The following is a 16310-nucleotide window of genomic DNA, read 5'->3' as shown; positions in this document are numbered from 1 at the left end:
TCGGGCAGGCTGAACGCCACATCGAAAGGCACCCCGTTCCTCGCCAAGTACAGGCGAAGATTTAGTTCGGGGTGCTCGACCCGTTTTTTATTGTGGCGTTGGCATCAGCCTCTTCCTTGGCTGCTTTAGCTTCTTTCTCGAAGTGATCGGCCACGGCATCTATTCCTTCGTCGCCAAGTCGCTGAAGCAGGGATTCGAGCTGAATCTTGTTTGACGGCCGAGCGACTGGGTCGCCGTCGATGCTCGTGACACTGTAGGCCAGCGCCGCGAAGCCGGCATAGGCTTGGTTCACGGAGTTCTCCGGGCCGATCACCTCGAACATCCTCATGCGGTCTAGGAGGAGCATCTTCTTGACACCAATGGTGCGACCGAGTGCGTCCTTGACGACGGTGGCTTTGTTCGCTGCTTTGATGATGGACTCGCTAGGCGTTTCGCTCGGCGCGTCCTTGTGAACTGTGACTTTAGTCATGCGCATTAAACCTTAATGCGGCGGGAGGCCATGGCCGTCACCGAAATGGGAATGAGCGAGTCGCCCTTCCAATTGCCCGCGTTGTCGTACTTCAGGACGACGTCCGTGTAGCGGAAGCTCGTGATGGAGCCGTCCTTCTCCACGGTGTTCTCGAAGATGGTGCCGCCTTGCTGGTTGATGCCCGCGAAGTAGTCGGCCTCGCGCTGGGCGAAGTAGTTGTCCACGTTCGGATCGGTGCGGTCGAATTGCAGCTCGATCTGCCACCCGTCGGGGATGACGCCGTGGATGTTGAGGCCGCCCAGGCCCTTGTGGTTGATGTCGGTGAACATCGGTTTGATGGAGTACCCGGTTTTGCCGTTGAGCGTGAGCGTGCCGGACGACGTCACAACTGAGTAACTGATGTCCTTGCCGATAGAAAAGTTGTTGATGGGCATGTGCTAGCTCCTTATTGGAATGAGGGACTGGAGTTCTTGGCGATCACCACCGTCTGGCCACCTTCGAGGTTGACGATGAAGTATTTGATGATCGACAGGTACACCACCTTAATGTCGGCCTGCATGTAGCCGAGCGAAACGCGGCTTTGCGGGTTGTTGGTCGCGTCCAGGATCACTTTCCAGTCCTGGATCATGCCCTGCTGGAACATGTTTTGGAGGAAGTTGTCGAGGGTTGCCTTCGCTTGTGCCTGCACGGTCGGGGACTGCACCTTACCGATGAAGATGCCCATACCCGCGTTGAGCGTGGCAGCTATGTAGTTGGTCAGGCGCGGGTAGTTGTCGCCGTTGGTGGCCGCGTTGCTGGATGAATTGAGGCCGAGACGTACTCCGAAGTAGTTGCCGCCGGGCGACGGGTTGGCGATCACGTCGCCGCGTGCTGCTGCAATGGCCTGCAGCTCCGCGTCGCTGTACTGCTGCTTGGCGTAGGCTTTCTGCGTGGCAATGATGCCGGAAAGCGGCTTGTTCAGCGAGGACTGCTCTGGCGAGAGTGCCGAAAGCTTGCCCGCAACGAAGCCCTGCGGCGAGACGAGCCGGGTGACGCCGCCGTTCACGGTGTCGTTGATGTAGCACCAGTCGCCGAAGAGCGGTTTTACTGCGAAGCTGTCCACTCCGGCGGTTGCAAGCGATGAGGCGAAGTTCGAGATCGTGTCGCCCGCAGGGCTGGTAGTAACCACGTAAGCGCCTTCCGAAAGCCCGTAGGCGTTCTGGAGTGTCCACTGCGTCGAGTCGTCGGCGTCGGCCAGCATGACCACGCTGGCCCCGGTGCCGCGCAGCGCGTACATCCCTTTGCGGGGGATGGTGTCCTGGCCGATCAGCACGGTCGAGGTAATGGTGGCCGCGCCGTCTGTGCCGCCGGAAAGCGTGACGGTGGATGGATTGGTGGGTGCCGTCGTGCCGGCGCCGAGCGTGGCGACGATGAGTTGCGACGGGCCACGAAGGCCGCTCTGGCCGTTGTTGATGGCCGCGACCATGTTGGCGTAGATCGCGTTCCCGGTGCCGCCGATGTTGTCGAAGACTTCCGAGAGCAGACCGGGCAGGTTTACGGTCAGCTTGTACGTCAGCGTGCCGCTGGCGCTGTTGCTGCCGGTGCCAACATTCACGGTGATCTGGTTGCCGAGGCTCCCCGTGTACTTGCCAGTGAATGTGGCACCAGTGCCGGTGCCGAGCGTGCCAGAGGCAGCCGCATCGGTGCCGTCGGTGACACGCACACCCCGGAAGTTCGCCGCCCCTTGCAGAGCAGCCGTGTAAATCGCCGTGCCGAGGTCGAACTTGCGGGGCTGCATCGGCCCGAATAGCTGGGCGGCGTCATTCGGCCCGGAGCAGATGACCGGGCTGTTGACCGGACCCCAGTTCGCGGTGCCGACGACCCCGAGGATGTTCGTGGGCACGCCGTTGAGAGCGGGTTGGGGAGCGACGATCTGCACGTACAGGTTTGGCACGGACAGGGCGGTAGTGTTGAGTGCGCCTTGTTGGACGATCGGCATGGGCTACGCTTCCTTGCTTTTGGGTTTCGGGGACTCGGGATGATCGGCCTGCACCACGTCGTGCGCGTGTTCGCCCGCGAGCGTGGCTTCGATCTCGCCGGGGTCGATGATTCGTTCACCGGCTTCCCGACCGCCAAAGGGGTTGGTCACTACGAGGACTTTCATGGCGTCTCCTGTCAGTTGGTTACGTTGAGTTGTTCCGCGACGATGGTGGCCACGCGGCGGGTGATGGTGGTGGGGAACTCCACCGAGTATTCAAAATCGCGGCGGTAGAGCATGGACTTCTGGGCCGTGTCGATGGAGCGCGTGCGCTGGTAGCGGATGTGTCCGGTCGAGCCGTCGGTGAGTGAAATGTCGGTGAGTTCACCCAAGGCGGAATCCAATGCCGACGCCACCCCGTCCCGCACCAGCGGGGCGTTGCACCAGACCGTGAGGCGGAAGCTCTTTTTCTGCCGCTTCACCTCCTGGATGATGTTCCCGAAGGTGCCGAGCCGAGTTTCCAGTTTGGTCGCGCCTGGCACGGTGACGACCGGCCCGCTGCTCGATGCGGCGAAGGTGGTGTTGATAAGGGTCGCCAGCGCCGTGGCCACGCTGGTCGGCGTGTCCTTGGCCTGAAGCGGGTAGACGAACGGCTTGCCGTTGACGGTCACGGCGGCGTTGAGCGGGCAGCAGGCGGTGCCGTCGAAGGTTACGGCCGTTCCTGAAGCCGTAGCGGTGAGCGTGATTCGCGGTGCCGGGAGCTCGAACCAGTCGGTTGAGAACCGTGTGACGTTCTGCTCGTTATCCATCGGGAACACGGAGATGTTGACAACTCCGGCCTTCAGGTCGGCGTCGAGATTGCCCGGAATAGGCCAGCCCCGGAAAACCTTCATCTTGTCGCCAGTCACCGAGTCGGAGGCGGTGCCGTAGGGGTAGACGATCTGCGTAATGAGCGCGACGAGCACAGTTTCCACATCTGATAAGTCTGGCATCGGGTCAGGTCTGCAGGAGTTGTGAGCGGCAGGTGGTGACCATCGGCCCCCAGTCCGCCGAGATGACCTGGTAGCGGTTGCCCAGGTCGTCGGTGATGACGTCGCCGGACCGCGCGAGGCCGCGGGCGACCTTGACGATGATCTTCCAGACCGGCATGGCGACCGCGTCGCCGGGCAACTTGGCGGGCGAGGCGGAGTTCTGCTTGTCGACCTGAATATGGGCGGGGATTCCAGAGGCGATAAGGACCTCGTTGTCAATCTGTAGGCCGCTATAGGGTTGCGCACCGGCCATCGCATCCTGATTGGGGCGGCTGAGCGAGATGACGCGGGGGTAAAGAAAGGACATTAGGCCGTCAGTAGCGTTTTGTACGGCAGCAGGAGGGCCTGCGTGTCCCGGTCGATGGAGCTCGCGCTGAAGCGTTCGAGGGCGGCGTCGCCGGCCTTCATCGACTTGATGTTCCCGCCGAACGGCGAATCGATGGCGGTACGAACGATGTTCGCGACGGCCTGCTTGATGTCTCCCGGCAGGCTCTCCTTGGGCCACCCGGCCACGTAGCGGAGCCGCACGTCTGAGAAATAGGCCAGCATGAGGCCGGGCGGGATCCAGACCTCGCCAGTGCCGGTGTTGACGTCGGTCTGATCGACGGGAAACTGCACCCACGCAGGCGGGCCGCCGAAAGCCGCGGTCATGGCCAGCAGGTTGGTGTTGATGTCAGGGCCGGAGAACTGCTGCGAGCGCCGGCCCGCCCCATAGCGGCCGAAGGCGGAAAGGATTCGCACCACCGGCGTGCGGGAGAGCCGCACGGTCGAGCGTTGCGCTGGTACGGGTAGCTCCTGAAGGATCGTCAGCCCGAAATCCAGCGTGAATTGGGTGCCATGGACGAGTTGGACGGAAGCGAGGGTGATCGAATCGCTGCTGGCGGCGGTCACGACACAGGCTTCGACCTTGGCCGGAATTGCCCGGTCGAGGATGACGACCTCACCGATGTACTGCTGGCCGAAGGCTTGGCCCGGCAGACCGATCACGACGTTCGAGCCAGGGTTGATCGGACCGGGAATGGTCAGGTTGCGGCTCGGGTTCTGGTTGGTCATGAACGCCGGCGCGCCGTTGGCGTCAGGCGACCACACCAGCCCCTCAGGACGGGCAAGACAAGTGTTGATGACCCGGCAGGCCGAATCGATTTGCGAGGGAGTGGCGTCGCTCACCCCGAAGGACTCGTACTCTTCGGCCGAGAGGTAGGGAACGAACGTCATCCCGCCTACTTGCCCTGCAAGAGGATGCCTAGATTCGTCAGGTTAGCCGCGACCCCTCCGCTGTTGCTGACGTTGACGGTGAACGTGGCGAAGGGGTTGTTGTCCGTGATGTTGAGGACCGCCGCGGTATTGGCTGTGATCGCCTGGGTCAAAACCGGTCCCTGCTTGATGAGCCCGGCATCGTCCAAGTAACGCTGGACCGTGATGTTCCCGGCCTGTGATGAAGTGAGGGCGATAGCGACGAGTTGCAGGCCCAACGTGAAGATTGGATTCGAAGTCACACTGTTAGAGGATGGCACCGTGGCCGGGATGCCGTGCTGTACGGCCGGTACAATACTCTGCCTCGTCGTATCGGTCATGGGTTAATCCTCGTCGGGAAGAATGAGCTTGGTTTTCTTGGCGAGATTTTGTTCGATCAGGTAGCGGCCGATGTTGTCGTCCACTTCCGCCTTGCCGCGGACGAACTCGACCTGGAAGGTGAGTGGTTCGTTTTTATCGTTTACCCACTCCGAAGGAACTTCGCCCCGGATCCGGGGGTCGGCAGCCGGGCTGATGTGCATGGTGTGGTTGGCCTTTTTGTGGGGCAGATAAACGAACATGGGCGTCTCCTTTGAGAGTTGCCGCACCGACCCGGTGCGGCTTCCCTCCAGCTATAGTCTCATTGATTCGATCGCGCAACGACTTACGGACGCTGCACGGCCACAATCGCGTGGGCGTAGGAGCTCCCCTTGGCCAGAACGGCGTCGAACAGGACGGCCACGAACTTCTTCTGCAAGTCGCCGACCAGGCCGAGCTGGAACAATTGCGGGATGCCGCCGTTCCGCTTGCCGCCGTCGATATAGGGGCGGGAGATGTGGTTCTCGGACAGGATGGCGCAGAAATAATTCTGGTATCCTGCGGGTGCCGCAGAGAAACCGTAGGCACCGCCCGATGCAGAAGGGACACTCGGCAGGAACGGGTCGGACAGGATCGGCAGTTCGCCGGCCTGGGTGGAGAGAGATTTCACCTTCACGCCGCCGACGACTTCCACGGTGTTCATCGTGATCTGCTGGGCCTTGGCCTCGCGGTCGATGAGGTCTCCGACGATCGGGTTCACCCAGATCGCGGTCGGCCGCACCATGAAGCTGGTGTTCGCCACCATCTTCGCCACCTGAGCCTTCAAGCCGTCAATGATGGACGCGCCTGGGGCGATGGTCGCCTGCTGGCTCACCTGGTTGAGCAGTCCGAAGTACTGGATCGTGGCCGGCGAGGTGTAGGACGTGTCCGTGCCCTGCCACATGGCCTGGCAGCGGGCTACCTGGATGCCGCTGATGATGTCGTTGATGTCCTTGGCCTCGACGTAATCGAACTGGCCCTGCTGCTGTGTCACCTGAACGTCGAACAGGCCGAAGTTGGAGCCGTTGACCATCGCTTTGATGTAAAGCACGCGCTCCTGCCGGGTCGGACCGCCTGCGGAATAGCTGATCGTCCGGGGGTCGCTGAACGCGCCCTGGGCGATGGCGGTCTCTTCGAAGAAGCGGTGCGGGTGGCCGGTGGCCGGTTCCGCGCGCACCCGCTCCATGATCGGAGAGGAGCGGCGGACGAGGTCGAAGATTTCGTTCTCGTACATGTTAACTTCGATGGCGCCGTTGCCGAGATAATCGGCTGCGGCCTGCATCGTTGCGAACTGGACGCCCTGTTCTGGATTGATTTTCATGTCGTTTTACTCCTGAGGTTTTTGTGGTTGTTAGGCGGCGAGGGCGCCGAGCTTGCTGAGGGCACTCTTCAGTTCCATCTTCTGGACGGGGTCCAAGCTGGAGGCTGCGAGCATTTTGTCGACTTCGCCGAGAGAGAGGGTCTTCCCGCTTTCGGGCAGACTCAGCCCGCTGCGTGCGAGCAGGTGCGTGATCGCCGGCGTGAACGTCTTGCGGGCCGGTTCGTCGACCTTCTTGGCGGCGGCGGCCTGCATGTCCTTGATGACTGTCTCTTGTGCCGCAACCTTGTCCTGCAGTTCTTTCATCAGCTTGTCGCCGGCTTCCTTGTCGGCGGAGGCCTTCAGGGCCAGCTCGGTTGCGGCCTTGTCTTCCTCGGCCTTCTTCTTGTCCTCGGCGGAGGCGGCCTCGATGCCGTCGATCCGCTTGTTGACGGATGCGAATCCGGTTTCGAGTGCGTCTTTCAGCGCCTTTTCCTGAGCTTCGCCCTGGGCCTTGATCAGTTCCATTAGTTCCTTGGTGTCCATAGTTTTCTCCTCGGCCTGCGCGGCCAGTGATGTGGTTGAATAAGCGGCCTTGTCCTTGTAGAGGATCGCAGCCCCGGTGAAGATGCAGTCCGTGATCTCCCACGAGACTGCGTTGACATCCTTCACGTATATGTTCCGCATCTCGTAAGAGAAGCCGAGCAGGCTACGTTCGGACTGGACGCGGGCGACCTCATCGGGAAAGTCGGCCGCGTATAGGAATCCTTCGATGTGTATGGCGTCCCCCTCGATGGTGGCCGCCGTGATGGTGCCGATCTTGCGCTTCACGTCGTGGCCCGCCAGATCGGCCGTGTAGTTCACCGCCATCCCGAGCAGTGTGGGCAGGGCCTTCTCCGCCGCTGCACGAGTCAGTATCACCCGGTGTCCGCGGCTGCCTGACGGCGGTGTGTCGCTGGGCAGATCGATCCGGGTCAGGATGCCCTTGAACGGGTGCTTGTTTGGGTGGCCGGGCGTGTGCGGCAGGTCCAGCGCCATGGCCTCGATGACGGGCAGAACCTCCAGAGCCGAGGCCTCCACCTTCACGAAGCCCTTGTCCTCGGCCCAGGTCTCGTTAAGCGGTTCGTGGACCTCCGGCCCGAAGACGATGTCGCCGTCGAAAGGCGCGACGGCGGACAGGTCGATCTGGCCCGCGTCGTAGGTGACGGTGACGTGGGGATTGTAAGTATCGCCGTGGTCCCAGGAGGCACCGATCTGACGCGCCTCCTGCCACCGCGCTTCTAACTCGGGGGCCACGATGTGCAGCACGATCGCGCCCTTTTCACCGAGCGAGCCGACGTAGCGCCCGCCGCTGCTCGCCGCCAGGTTGCCGCCCTTGGGGCGGAGCCACACGGGATCGCGGCTGTAGACGATCGTGGCGTGCATTTCGTGGTCGGGGACGACGTTGGTGAATCCCTGGGCCTTCGCCCACGCCGAAAGCGCCGAAGCGGATTCCGGTGTGAGATTGCGTCTGACGTACAGCCCTTCCGGGCCTTCCCTGGTCACAGGAACTACAGAATCGAGAGCAGGTTCTGCAGGTCGGCCTTCAGGCGCTCGTCGGCGATCTCGTCGCAGGCATCAATGGCCGTCGGAAGGGAGATCTTGAGCGAGCCCGCGATCAGCTCGACCTTGTGCAGGGCGTGTACGGTGTCGGGCTTGCCAGAGGTCTGAATGGCGGTCACGACTTTGGACAGGCGGCTGGCGAGGCCATCCTGCGCCGCCATGCAAATCGGTTCTTGTGCGATGGTCTCGATCACGGCAGGGACTTCCGACGCACCGGGAGATGGCTCCTCGGTTTGATCGAGGACGGCCGACTCTGCTAATGGATCCGCCTGTGCTTCGTCCTCGGCGGCTTCCTCGGCCGCAACAACTTCAGCGACAGCATCGTCCTGAGCGGTGCCTGCTTCGGCATCGGGCTTGTCCTCGGCGGGCTTTGGGGAGTGTTTCTTGTTTGACATGGTGGGATCCTTCTCGTTAAGCGATGAGTGTTGCGTCGAACGTGCCGGCCGCCAGCGTGGTGCCTGCGGTCGTCGGTACGAGCGCGACAGTGAAGCCTGTGTTCGTCTTCAGAGCGGCGGGGACGTAATGGCGGCAGTCGATGCCGGGTTCGACGAGCACGTTGTAAGGCGTGGGTGCCTGGAAGCTGACCTGCTTGAAGATCGCGTTGCCGTTGCCCCCCAGGGTGGCGGTGGCGATGGAAGCGCCGGTGCCGGCCGCGGTGTCGGTCACTGTCATGCTCGGGGCGCCGGTATAACTACCGCTATCGGTAATGGCGGCAGAGCCGAGGCCGTATGCCAGGTTGAACGTGGGGGTGCCGACGCCTGAGCCGCTGGTGGATGCCTGCGCGACGGGGTTGGTCGCCACTTGGCCGGTGAACGCACCCGCCGTGGAAACCGTCACCGTGGCCACGACCCCGCTGCTGACGCTGGCGACCGTGAGCACGACGCCGTTGGCCAGTGTGATCGTGTCGCTGTTGGCGTAACCGCTGGTGCCGCCGTTCACGACGGTCGCCGAGACCGCCTTAAGTGAAGTTGCTACAGCCTTGAGGCCGGTGCCCGTCCCGCCGCTGGGAGCCAGGGTGACGGTGCTGATGTTCGTGAAGCCGGTGCCCGCGGTGATCGCGCCGAGCACAGTGATCGCATTCGCCGAGGCGGGGGTGGCGACAGCGTTCGCGATCCCCATGAGGAGGCGGTCGCCGAATGCGGGTTGTTTGCCGCCCGACAGCAGGCCGATGGTGTGCAGTGTGAACATGGATTATTTCCCTTTCGTGGTGGGTTTGGCGGTTGCTTTCTTCTTCCCGCCGTTCAGGGCGGGGTCATCGACTTCACCGGCACCGCGCGCGGCGCTGAGAGCGATCTGCGTGTCGGCGTAGGTCATGTCGCCCCACTCGTGTTCGGCGGGCGGCTCGCCCAGCTTGGCGAGGATCGTGTTCGGGGTGTAAACGTTGGCCTTGTAGTAGGTCTCGAAGATCTTGCTCGTGGCGACCTCGTCCTCGCGGTCGAGCCCGGTGAAGCGGAACTCGATCTGACTGAACCCCAGCTTGGCCTCAATGGCGTCGCGGTTGATGTGGCTGGCCAGCAGCCCGGCGCAGGGCTTGATTGCCTGGTCCCAGTCGCGGTCCTCGGCCACCTCACCGGTGCTCCGGTTGACGTCCCGCTCGACGCCCAGGTTCTGGGGCGAGATGTCGAAGGCGGCGGCGATCTCGGCCTTGAGGAACTCCTGCCACTTCAGGTACAGGGCCGCATCGCCGTCGGCGGTGAGCTTGATGGCCGTCGCGCCCTCCGTCGTACTCAGAATGGGCATCTTGCCCTGCCCCTCGATCTCGTTGGTCCAGTAAGACCGGAAGGCGGCCAGTTGCTCGGCGGTTGCCTTACCCAAATCCAGCATGGTCGTCGGCCGCGCGTTCGTGGCCACGTTGCCCGCGTACTCGCCAACACCCAGGAGGCGGGAGATGGTCGTGAACGCGATCTCCAGCGGTCCGCACCCGAAAGGGTGGGCGGTCGATGGGTTCGGTGCGATGTAGATCAATTCGTCGGCAAGCAGGTCGATCCCCCCGCTACCGGCGGTCATCATGCCGTAGCCCGGCACCTGGCAGTATTTCGCCTCGCGGCGGTCGCCCGTCCAACCGGCATAGATCTGCACGGAGAGGGCATCGACCGGGTAGAGCCATAGGGGCCGCATGCCGTCACCCCCGGTCTTCAGTTCGATGGCCCCGGCGCCGAGCATGATGTCGGTGATGACCTTCTCGACCAGCGAGCGCCAGCTGTCCTCGTTGTTCGGGTTGTTGAGGCAGGTGGTCACCAGCGCGCACTGGCGGCGGATCTCCGAGTTCTCCTCAATGCCCTTCTTGGGCACCACCTCCCAACCGAGCTGGGCGATGGGGTTCTTGATCGTGTTGATCGCCCGGCGGGCGTAGGGCGTGGTCGAGAACGCCCGCAGGTTCCACGGGGTCGGCTTGAAGACCGGCGTATTGTTGGCGACGCGCTGTCCAGACATGATCTGCATCAGCCGCGGGTAGACCTCGGTGTCCCGCTGCGGCTCGTGCCGCCGGCGGCCGAGCCGCTGCTTGATATTCGTAATCAGTCCCATTCCGTCCGGTCTTTCCTAAATCGATGCGAAGTGGAAGCCGGAACCTCCTTGTGCGAAGTTCAGCACGAGTGCCTCGGCATAATCCGGCGAGGGCACGCCCCGCATCGCGAGTTGTTTCTTTGATTCGATGACGATCTTGCCCGCCTCATTCCGGAACCACTTCACCAGGGATATCTGTCCGATGAGTTCGTTGCAGTCCGGCAGCAGTATCCACTCGTCTTCCGGGTGCGGCACCCCGTCCTCGTAGCCTTCCAGGTAGCGGACGTGTTCGTGCGTGGCCTTGAAGGCGTCGCGCATAGCCCACCAGATCTGCGCCTTGAGGTTGCCGAACCACTGCGTGGCCATGCGGCCGTCGGGCATCAGCGTCTCGGTCGGCGGAATCCCCACGTTGATGGGGGAGACAACCAAGCCGTCGGTGTTCGCGTGGACCAGCGTGCTGGTGACCGTGTTGCCGAGCCCGCTGGCGTCGTAGTTGATTTCAATGACGCCAATTTCCCGGGCGGCTTCCAGCGCGGAGTGCGTGACGTGAATGTTGTCCACGGTCTGCCAGAAGGTCGGCATGGCGACCACGGGTCCGAATTTCGGCACGAGTACCGATTTGGCTCTGCCGCCGCCCACGTCGAGACCCGCCCGTCCGGTGCCCTGCGGCTCCCGGTTTAGGGCCTTGGCCAGCTTGCGGGACGATTCCACCCACTTGGCGGGGATGCAGATGCCTTCGACCGAGGCCGCGTAGTCGATGTCGTATTCCGCCGCCCATGTGGCCGGTGTTGAGGAGAGTTCGAGTCGCTTGGCCTCGGCCCAGGCCGCGTCCTTGCGCGGGTCGTCGGACCAGTGGAAGCGGAATACCGGGATGTGCCCTGAGTGCCGCTTGCGGAAGAAGACGTTGCCCGTGCCGTTGACCGACGAGGCCCAGATCCTCGCGTTCGCATTCGCCACGATCGCGGCGTCCACCTTGTCGGCGTGCTCGATGAACGCTCCCTCGTCCACAACGTAGAGCGTGGAGCGGCCGCCGCGGCCCATGTTGTCGCCGGCCTCGCCGGTGATGGCGTTTCCGTTGACCGGGTTGAGCAGGCGCATGAAGTTGTCGTGCTCGGACGGCTTGAAGCCTTCGGGCACCATCCAGTGCGGCATCCGGTCGATCATCAGGCGGATCTTGCCGAAGATGCTGTCCGGGTCGCCCTTGCTGTCGACGTAGACCTCCTTGCGGCTGCCGAACGTGGTCTTGAAGCCGGGGGCGAAGAGCCACTTGTTCAGGGCGAAGGCCGATGCCACCCAGGTCCAGCCGACGTCGCGCGACTTCTCGACGAGGCCCTCCTGCGAAGCCGACACCCGGTCGTCCAGCCACTGGAACAGTTCCTCTTGGCGTGGGAACAGGTCGAACGGCAGGTAGGCGGGCAGACCGACGGAGGCGCCGCGCGGGTCGTAGGTCCAGCAGAAGGTGTTGCACCACCAAGCCGGGTCTTTGGCGGACCGGGCGAGGGCGATGGCCTGTAATTCGGGATCGCTGCCGAGGCGGTCGATTAACTGGAGGCGGCGGATCAGGCTTTGTTTCAGGTCGTCCGTGCTAAAGGCCATGCGGGCCTAAGACTTGAGCTTCTCGGTGAACAGTCGCGTCAGCTCGTCGAGCGAGTGGCCCTGCAGATCGCCAAGGAAGACCGTGTTCTGTTGCGCCGCGGGAAGCGGCTTGCCGTCGGGGTCGGAGTGCAACTGCTGAATCTTGTCGCCGTATTTCTTGGGGACCATCCTCGACATGATCCATTTCCGGGTATCGACTTGGAGCTTTGCCCGCGCCACAGCCGAATGGTTGATCCGGCCGAGGGTGGTCTCATCGTCGTTGCCTAAAAGGGTCTGCACATCGTCGGTGCAGTTGTCGGAAATCTCAAGGATTTCCTCATGATGCACCTCGGCTTGAGCCTCGCGCGCGGCGCGATACTGCTCTCTGAACTCGGGGTACTTGGCAAGCCACCGCATCACCGTGCCCAAGCGAGGCATGCCATCGTCGCGGCAGATCGATCGAAGACTTTCCGGCTTGTCGTCCGCTCCGCAAATCATGCGTTCGCAAATGATGTCGGCCAGCTCCTGGCTATATTCCGATGCTCTACCCATAAAACTGAAAAAACCCGCTCCGGGCGGGTGGTGAAAACGTGCTGAAAGTCGAAATCTTGACGTGCGAAATCGGCTTTGCAAGACAACCTTATCGCATCTTTATGGTTCGCGCAACTACTTCGTATTGCGTCTTTGTGTCAGGGGACCGAATCCCCGGCTTCGCGGTTGATGTCCCTCATCGCGTTTACCACCTGCATGAACGCCCCGGCAAAGGTTTCTTGGTGACCCTGGAACGCAGCGAGGTGCTTCGCCTTCGGACGGACGGCCACAATGCTGTCCATGGCGGCGAGCAGGTCCTTGTCCAGTCGGTGGATGAGCTTGCTGTAGCGATCTTCCTTGCTCCACGCATTGGGGTTCCCCCCACCCGGTTCGCCGGACTTCGTCGGATCGACGCGGGAGAGGAACGCGGCACGCCAGTCCTTGTACAGGTTGCCGTGGTGCTCCGCCCCTTGGTCGAGAAGTCGCAGCGAGACCATGAGCAGGAGTATCGACTGGTTCTTCAGACCCGCGCCGACGATGACTCCGCTCTTCACCCGGACCCACGCCTCGCGGGATTCGTGAATGCCCTCGGCGCGGGGGATCGAGATGCCGTTCCGCTCCGCCCACCCGGCGGGGACTGTGTCCTCTTCGCGGCTCTGTTGACGCGGAGCCGGAGGCTCAGGCCGCCTGAGCAGTCTTCCGACCGCATCGGTGAGGCTTACATTTGCAGTAAGAGCGGCTTGCAGAGCCTTGCGAAGTTCCGGCTTCGTAGCCTTACTGAAGTCTTCCGCGTCGGTCATGCCCCACCCCTAGCTGTTGTTTTGCCAGAGTGCCACAGGATGTGGGGTTGGCGCAAGCATTATCCATTCAAAGAAGCCTGCCTTGCTCCTGCGCCCACCGAATAGGGTCTTTAGCGTGCTTACGACAGTTGCAGGATGGGCAAAGAATCTGGATGTTACCTATGTCGTTAGTTCCGCCACGAGCGAGAGGGGCGACGTGATCCGCATGATATTTCCCGTCCAATTTCCGAAGACAGTTGAAGCATTTGTTGCGTTGCTTCCAAAGCAGGTCGGCAATTTGTTCTGCGGTGTGAGTGCCGGTGGCGTTTTTCTTGCGTGCCCTGCGATTGCGGTGCAGAGCCGATAGTTTGCCCTTATTTGCCGCCCGCCACCTTGCGTGGCTTTGAAGCATTTTGGTTTTGTTATCTTTCCTCCATTTTGTAGCCCTCTCGCGTCGCCGTTGTTCGGCGAGTGGGTTGGACTTTATTTTCTCGTAACGGGCTGGCTGCGTCAATTTGAGGCATTCCACGCATGCACCATTGCAACATAGCCTCTCGGCATAATGCCCTCTCTTGCATGGTCGCCCTGAAAAATACCGTATCTGATCATTCTTTCGCGCGTCTATAAGCGTGACAACAGGTCTACCAAGATGCGGCTGCATGCAATTGGCCCATAGTTTCTGCAGCGATTGACGTTCTTCAGGTGTCAGAATCTTGCTCATTGCTCGATTGTTTGCATTCGGACCACGCTCGGACAATATCCGTAAACGCCGGAAAGGGTACAGGTTTATGGTGGGTGCAGCAACAAGGAACTGAGTTCTGGCACTCTTATTGAAAGCACTTCCTTACGTCGCCCTTATACCGCATCGCCGCATTCCGAATAGCGACTTGATCCGGCGGTCAGGTACGGTGGGGCATGGACATGCTCAGGACGCTTTCCGCCTCATTCCCCGAACTTCGCATCACCCTGCACCGCGGCGTGTGCCAGCCATCGTCGGCGGCGTTTCGCATCACTTCGCGTCGCCCGCCTTCTTGGCGTCTTCCCTCATCTGGTCGATGACCTCGTGCTTCGTCGGCTGCACGTTCACCCGCTCCAGCACCGCGAGGGCCGAGGCGATGACCCGAAGTTCGCCGATCACACCGGCCATAAGCACGCCTTCGGTGGCGTTCAGGTCAGCGTCTGCCGGCGGCGTTGGCATCTCTGGGAAAGGCTCATGGATCGGTTGAGACGAATCGGTCTGTTTGGCAAGCGTTAAGACCCGATCGGCGAGACGGCCGGATGCGGCTGTGACGGCAGATACGAAGGGAGCGGCCGATGTGTTCTGCCGTAGCCGCTCGCACCCGCTGGCGACGGCAATGGCACCCAGGCCGACCTGTCCGCCGAGAATCGCCCGTTCGGCCGTGGCGGTCGCGGACGTGCGGAACACCTGCCCCTCGCGGCGGGCGTCCCGGATCGCTTTGAACACCTTTCCCAACTGCATCTCGGTCTGGTCCGTTTCCTCTTCTCCTTCCGGGGGCGGTTTACCGACCGTATGAAGTACTTCGGCCGCCAGCAACAGCAGCTTGCTCACTGCCTGGGTGGCTGCGACCTCGGCCCGTACCGGCCACACCAGGATGCTGACCCCCAGCCCGATCCCGGCGCCGATGAGCGTATTCAGGAAGCGGTACATGCCGTAAGACACGACGTGGTCGGGGCGGATCAGCAGGGTGACCATGCAGACGGCCAGCGTCACCCGGCTGAGCTGTTCGAGCTTAATCAGCCGGGAGATCACGGCGGCGGCGACGGCTGCCGCGACGACGCCCCACACATCCACGCCGAGGGTGATGAGGAAGAGCACGCCGAGGGCCGCACCCAGCAGCGTGCCGACCAGCCGGACGAGTGACTGGTTCAGATCATCGCCAAAGTTCTCACCAACGATCAACGCCGCCGTCAGCACCGCGTACAGTGAGTTGTGCGATCGCTCGCCGTAAGTCAAAAGGTACGCCAAGCCGACCGCCAACCCGATCTTCAGGCAGACACGAAACGTTTGCCAGTTCACATCGCTCTCCTTGATCCATCCGGTAATTGGCACCGAATCGCCGCAAGACTCGCGCCGGCAGAACTGCCTTCGTTAGTTTCGAGGCCGCACCTCGGCTTGACAGGCAACCATTTGGTTGCATAATGTCCGCATGGCCGACGACCTCGACCTCGTGTTCAAAGCACTGGCCGACCCCGGACGGCGGCTTCTGCTGGATCGGCTGCACGCCGAGAGCGGGCAGACGCTCGGGCAACTCTGCGCCCTGATGGAGATGACCCGGCAAGCGGTGACCAAGCACCTGAAGCTGCTCGAAGAAGCGAATCTCGTAGCGGTCGTTTGGAAGGGCCGGGAGAAGCTCCACTACCTGAACCCCGTGCCGATTCATGAGATCGCCGAGCGGTGGATCGGCAAATTCGAGAAGGGGCGCCTGGAAGCGCTCGCGGAACTCAAACGGAAGCTGGAGGAGAAAGCTGATGGCTGACACAACGTTCGTCTACGTGACGTACATCTCGACCACGCCGGAGAAGGTGTGGGCCGCCCTGAGCGACCCGGAGATGACAAAGGACTACTGGGCGCGGCACCGGAACGTGTCGGACTGGAAGCCCGGTTCTACTTGGGCGCATGAGGACATCGATAGCGGAACGGCCGATGTTGTCGGGCAGGTGATCGAGTCGGAGCCGCCCACGAAGCTGGTCCTGAGCTGGGATTCTCCGAAAGCGCCCGGCCGCCCCTCCCGCGTCACCTTCCAGATCGAGCCGTTCATGGAAGCGGTGCGCCTGACGGTCATCCACGAGGAACTCGAAGTGGACTCGCCGATGCACAAGGGTGTGTCGCAGGGATGGCCGGCCGTTCTCTCCAGCCTGAAGACGATGATCGAGACCGGCAAGGCGATGCCCATGACCATGAAGCGGTGGCACGCCCCGCCGAAGTAACTCGCCCGAGATATTCAACCCATCA

General features: G+C 62.3%; 21 protein-coding genes. 2 read left to right on the top strand and 19 right to left on the bottom strand.

Features of this window, described 5'->3' with window-relative positions:
• Positions 1-61: 61 nt before the first annotated feature.
• From PX52LOC_RS08300 to PX52LOC_RS08215, 19 genes are all read right to left on the bottom strand, one after another.
• Positions 62-469, bottom strand: coding sequence for a hypothetical protein (locus tag PX52LOC_RS08300; RefSeq protein ID WP_149109652.1), 408 nt, complete (start codon positions 467-469; stop codon positions 62-64).
• A 5-nt stretch (positions 470-474) separates the two neighbouring features.
• Complete coding sequence (locus PX52LOC_RS08295; protein WP_149109651.1) at positions 475-903, bottom strand: hypothetical protein; 429 nt, start codon at positions 901-903, stop codon at positions 475-477.
• 11 nt (positions 904-914) lie between these two features.
• On the bottom strand, positions 915-2447 hold the full coding sequence (locus tag PX52LOC_RS08290; RefSeq protein WP_149109650.1) for a phage tail protein: 1533 nt from the start codon (positions 2445-2447) through the stop codon (positions 915-917).
• A gap of 3 nt (positions 2448-2450) precedes the next feature.
• Entirely contained in the window at positions 2451-2612 is a 162-nt protein-coding gene (locus PX52LOC_RS40320; protein ID WP_168218867.1) for a hypothetical protein, read from the bottom strand.
• An 11-nt stretch (positions 2613-2623) separates the two neighbouring features.
• Positions 2624-3418, bottom strand: a complete 795-nt coding sequence (locus PX52LOC_RS08285; RefSeq protein ID WP_149109649.1) for a hypothetical protein — start codon at positions 3416-3418, stop codon at positions 2624-2626.
• Positions 3419-3422: 4 nt separating this feature from the next.
• Positions 3423-3764, bottom strand: a complete 342-nt coding sequence (locus tag PX52LOC_RS08280; protein WP_149109648.1) for a hypothetical protein — start codon at positions 3762-3764, stop codon at positions 3423-3425.
• Complete coding sequence (locus PX52LOC_RS08275; protein WP_149109647.1) at positions 3764-4672, bottom strand: hypothetical protein; 909 nt, start codon at positions 4670-4672, stop codon at positions 3764-3766. Before PX52LOC_RS08275 ends, PX52LOC_RS08280 begins: the two co-directional genes overlap by 1 nt.
• A gap of 5 nt (positions 4673-4677) precedes the next feature.
• Complete coding sequence (locus PX52LOC_RS08270; RefSeq protein ID WP_149109646.1) at positions 4678-5031, bottom strand: hypothetical protein; 354 nt, start codon at positions 5029-5031, stop codon at positions 4678-4680.
• Positions 5032-5034: 3 nt separating this feature from the next.
• On the bottom strand, positions 5035-5271 hold the full coding sequence (locus PX52LOC_RS08265) for a hypothetical protein (RefSeq protein ID WP_149109645.1): 237 nt from the start codon (positions 5269-5271) through the stop codon (positions 5035-5037).
• 83 nt (positions 5272-5354) lie between these two features.
• Positions 5355-6368, bottom strand: a complete 1014-nt coding sequence (locus tag PX52LOC_RS08260; protein ID WP_218575297.1) for a hypothetical protein — start codon at positions 6366-6368, stop codon at positions 5355-5357.
• 30 nt (positions 6369-6398) lie between these two features.
• Positions 6399-7889, bottom strand: a complete 1491-nt coding sequence (locus tag PX52LOC_RS08255) for a hypothetical protein (RefSeq protein ID WP_149109644.1) — start codon at positions 7887-7889, stop codon at positions 6399-6401.
• A gap of 5 nt (positions 7890-7894) precedes the next feature.
• Positions 7895-8341 (bottom strand): hypothetical protein, encoded by a 447-nt coding sequence (locus tag PX52LOC_RS08250; RefSeq protein WP_149109643.1) that lies wholly within the window; start codon positions 8339-8341, stop codon positions 7895-7897.
• Positions 8342-8357: 16 nt separating this feature from the next.
• Positions 8358-9134 (bottom strand): hypothetical protein, encoded by a 777-nt coding sequence (locus tag PX52LOC_RS08245; RefSeq protein WP_149109642.1) that lies wholly within the window; start codon positions 9132-9134, stop codon positions 8358-8360.
• Positions 9135-9137: 3 nt separating this feature from the next.
• Positions 9138-10472 (bottom strand): phage portal protein, encoded by a 1335-nt coding sequence (locus PX52LOC_RS08240; RefSeq protein WP_149109641.1) that lies wholly within the window; start codon positions 10470-10472, stop codon positions 9138-9140.
• A gap of 15 nt (positions 10473-10487) precedes the next feature.
• The gene (locus tag PX52LOC_RS08235; protein ID WP_149109640.1) at positions 10488-12047 is read right to left on the bottom strand and encodes a hypothetical protein; all 1560 of its coding nucleotides are present in this window, start codon (positions 12045-12047) and stop codon (positions 10488-10490) included.
• Between the two features lie 6 nt (positions 12048-12053).
• Positions 12054-12659, bottom strand: a complete 606-nt coding sequence (locus tag PX52LOC_RS08230; protein WP_149109639.1) for a terminase small subunit-like protein — start codon at positions 12657-12659, stop codon at positions 12054-12056.
• Positions 12660-12715: 56 nt separating this feature from the next.
• Positions 12716-13357, bottom strand: a complete 642-nt coding sequence (locus tag PX52LOC_RS08225) for a hypothetical protein (protein ID WP_149109638.1) — start codon at positions 13355-13357, stop codon at positions 12716-12718.
• 67 nt (positions 13358-13424) lie between these two features.
• Positions 13425-13748 (bottom strand): HNH endonuclease, encoded by a 324-nt coding sequence (locus PX52LOC_RS43805; RefSeq protein ID WP_149115444.1) that lies wholly within the window; start codon positions 13746-13748, stop codon positions 13425-13427.
• Between the two features lie 597 nt (positions 13749-14345).
• Complete coding sequence (locus tag PX52LOC_RS08215) at positions 14346-15374, bottom strand: FUSC family protein (RefSeq protein WP_168218866.1); 1029 nt, start codon at positions 15372-15374, stop codon at positions 14346-14348.
• 130 nt (positions 15375-15504) lie between these two features.
• Between PX52LOC_RS08215 and PX52LOC_RS08210 the strand changes: the two genes are divergently transcribed.
• Together PX52LOC_RS08210 and PX52LOC_RS08205 are read left to right on the top strand one after the other, a co-directional pair.
• A complete protein-coding gene (locus PX52LOC_RS08210; RefSeq protein WP_149109636.1) occupies positions 15505-15834 on the top strand; it encodes an ArsR/SmtB family transcription factor in 330 nt (109 codons plus the stop codon).
• Positions 15827-16285, top strand: coding sequence for an SRPBCC family protein (locus PX52LOC_RS08205; RefSeq protein ID WP_149109635.1), 459 nt, complete (start codon positions 15827-15829; stop codon positions 16283-16285). Before PX52LOC_RS08210 ends, PX52LOC_RS08205 begins: the two co-directional genes overlap by 8 nt.
• The last annotated feature ends 25 nt before the right edge of the window (positions 16286-16310 follow it).

Source organism: Limnoglobus roseus, from assembly GCF_008254045.1.
In the GTDB taxonomy this organism is placed as follows: Bacteria; Planctomycetota; Planctomycetia; order Gemmatales; family Gemmataceae; genus Limnoglobus; species Limnoglobus roseus.
The sequence above is the reverse complement of the archived record's forward strand: the minus strand, read 5'-3'. Positions and strand labels throughout refer to the sequence as shown.

Excerpts from the sequence above, each read along its gene's own strand:
- PX52LOC_RS08300 (WP_149109652.1), bottom strand. The coding sequence starts at position 469 with ATGACTAAAGTCACAGTTCACAAGGACGCGCCGAGCGAAACGCCTAGC.
- PX52LOC_RS08295 (WP_149109651.1), bottom strand. The coding sequence starts at position 903 with ATGCCCATCAACAACTTTTCTATCGGCAAGGACATCAGTTACTCAGTT.
- PX52LOC_RS08290 (WP_149109650.1), bottom strand. The coding sequence starts at position 2,447 with ATGCCGATCGTCCAACAAGGCGCACTCAACACTACCGCCCTGTCCGTG.
- PX52LOC_RS40320 (WP_168218867.1), bottom strand. The coding sequence starts at position 2,612 with ATGAAAGTCCTCGTAGTGACCAACCCCTTTGGCGGTCGGGAAGCCGGT.
- PX52LOC_RS08285 (WP_149109649.1), bottom strand. The coding sequence starts at position 3,418 with ATGCCAGACTTATCAGATGTGGAAACTGTGCTCGTCGCGCTCATTACG.
- PX52LOC_RS08280 (WP_149109648.1), bottom strand. The coding sequence starts at position 3,764 with ATGTCCTTTCTTTACCCCCGCGTCATCTCGCTCAGCCGCCCCAATCAG.
- PX52LOC_RS08275 (WP_149109647.1), bottom strand. The coding sequence starts at position 4,672 with ATGACGTTCGTTCCCTACCTCTCGGCCGAAGAGTACGAGTCCTTCGGG.
- PX52LOC_RS08270 (WP_149109646.1), bottom strand. The coding sequence starts at position 5,031 with ATGACCGATACGACGAGGCAGAGTATTGTACCGGCCGTACAGCACGGC.
- PX52LOC_RS08265 (WP_149109645.1), bottom strand. The coding sequence starts at position 5,271 with ATGTTCGTTTATCTGCCCCACAAAAAGGCCAACCACACCATGCACATC.
- PX52LOC_RS08260 (WP_218575297.1), bottom strand. The coding sequence starts at position 6,368 with ATGAAAATCAATCCAGAACAGGGCGTCCAGTTCGCAACGATGCAGGCC.
- PX52LOC_RS08250 (WP_149109643.1), bottom strand. The coding sequence starts at position 8,341 with ATGTCAAACAAGAAACACTCCCCAAAGCCCGCCGAGGACAAGCCCGAT.
- PX52LOC_RS08245 (WP_149109642.1), bottom strand. The coding sequence starts at position 9,134 with ATGTTCACACTGCACACCATCGGCCTGCTGTCGGGCGGCAAACAACCC.
- PX52LOC_RS08240 (WP_149109641.1), bottom strand. The coding sequence starts at position 10,472 with ATGGGACTGATTACGAATATCAAGCAGCGGCTCGGCCGCCGGCGGCAC.
- PX52LOC_RS08235 (WP_149109640.1), bottom strand. The coding sequence starts at position 12,047 with ATGGCCTTTAGCACGGACGACCTGAAACAAAGCCTGATCCGCCGCCTC.
- PX52LOC_RS08225 (WP_149109638.1), bottom strand. The coding sequence starts at position 13,357 with ATGACCGACGCGGAAGACTTCAGTAAGGCTACGAAGCCGGAACTTCGC.
- PX52LOC_RS43805 (WP_149115444.1), bottom strand. The coding sequence starts at position 13,748 with ATGCTTCAAAGCCACGCAAGGTGGCGGGCGGCAAATAAGGGCAAACTA.
- PX52LOC_RS08210 (WP_149109636.1), top strand. The coding sequence starts at position 15,505 with ATGGCCGACGACCTCGACCTCGTGTTCAAAGCACTGGCCGACCCCGGA.
- PX52LOC_RS08205 (WP_149109635.1), top strand. The coding sequence starts at position 15,827 with ATGGCTGACACAACGTTCGTCTACGTGACGTACATCTCGACCACGCCG.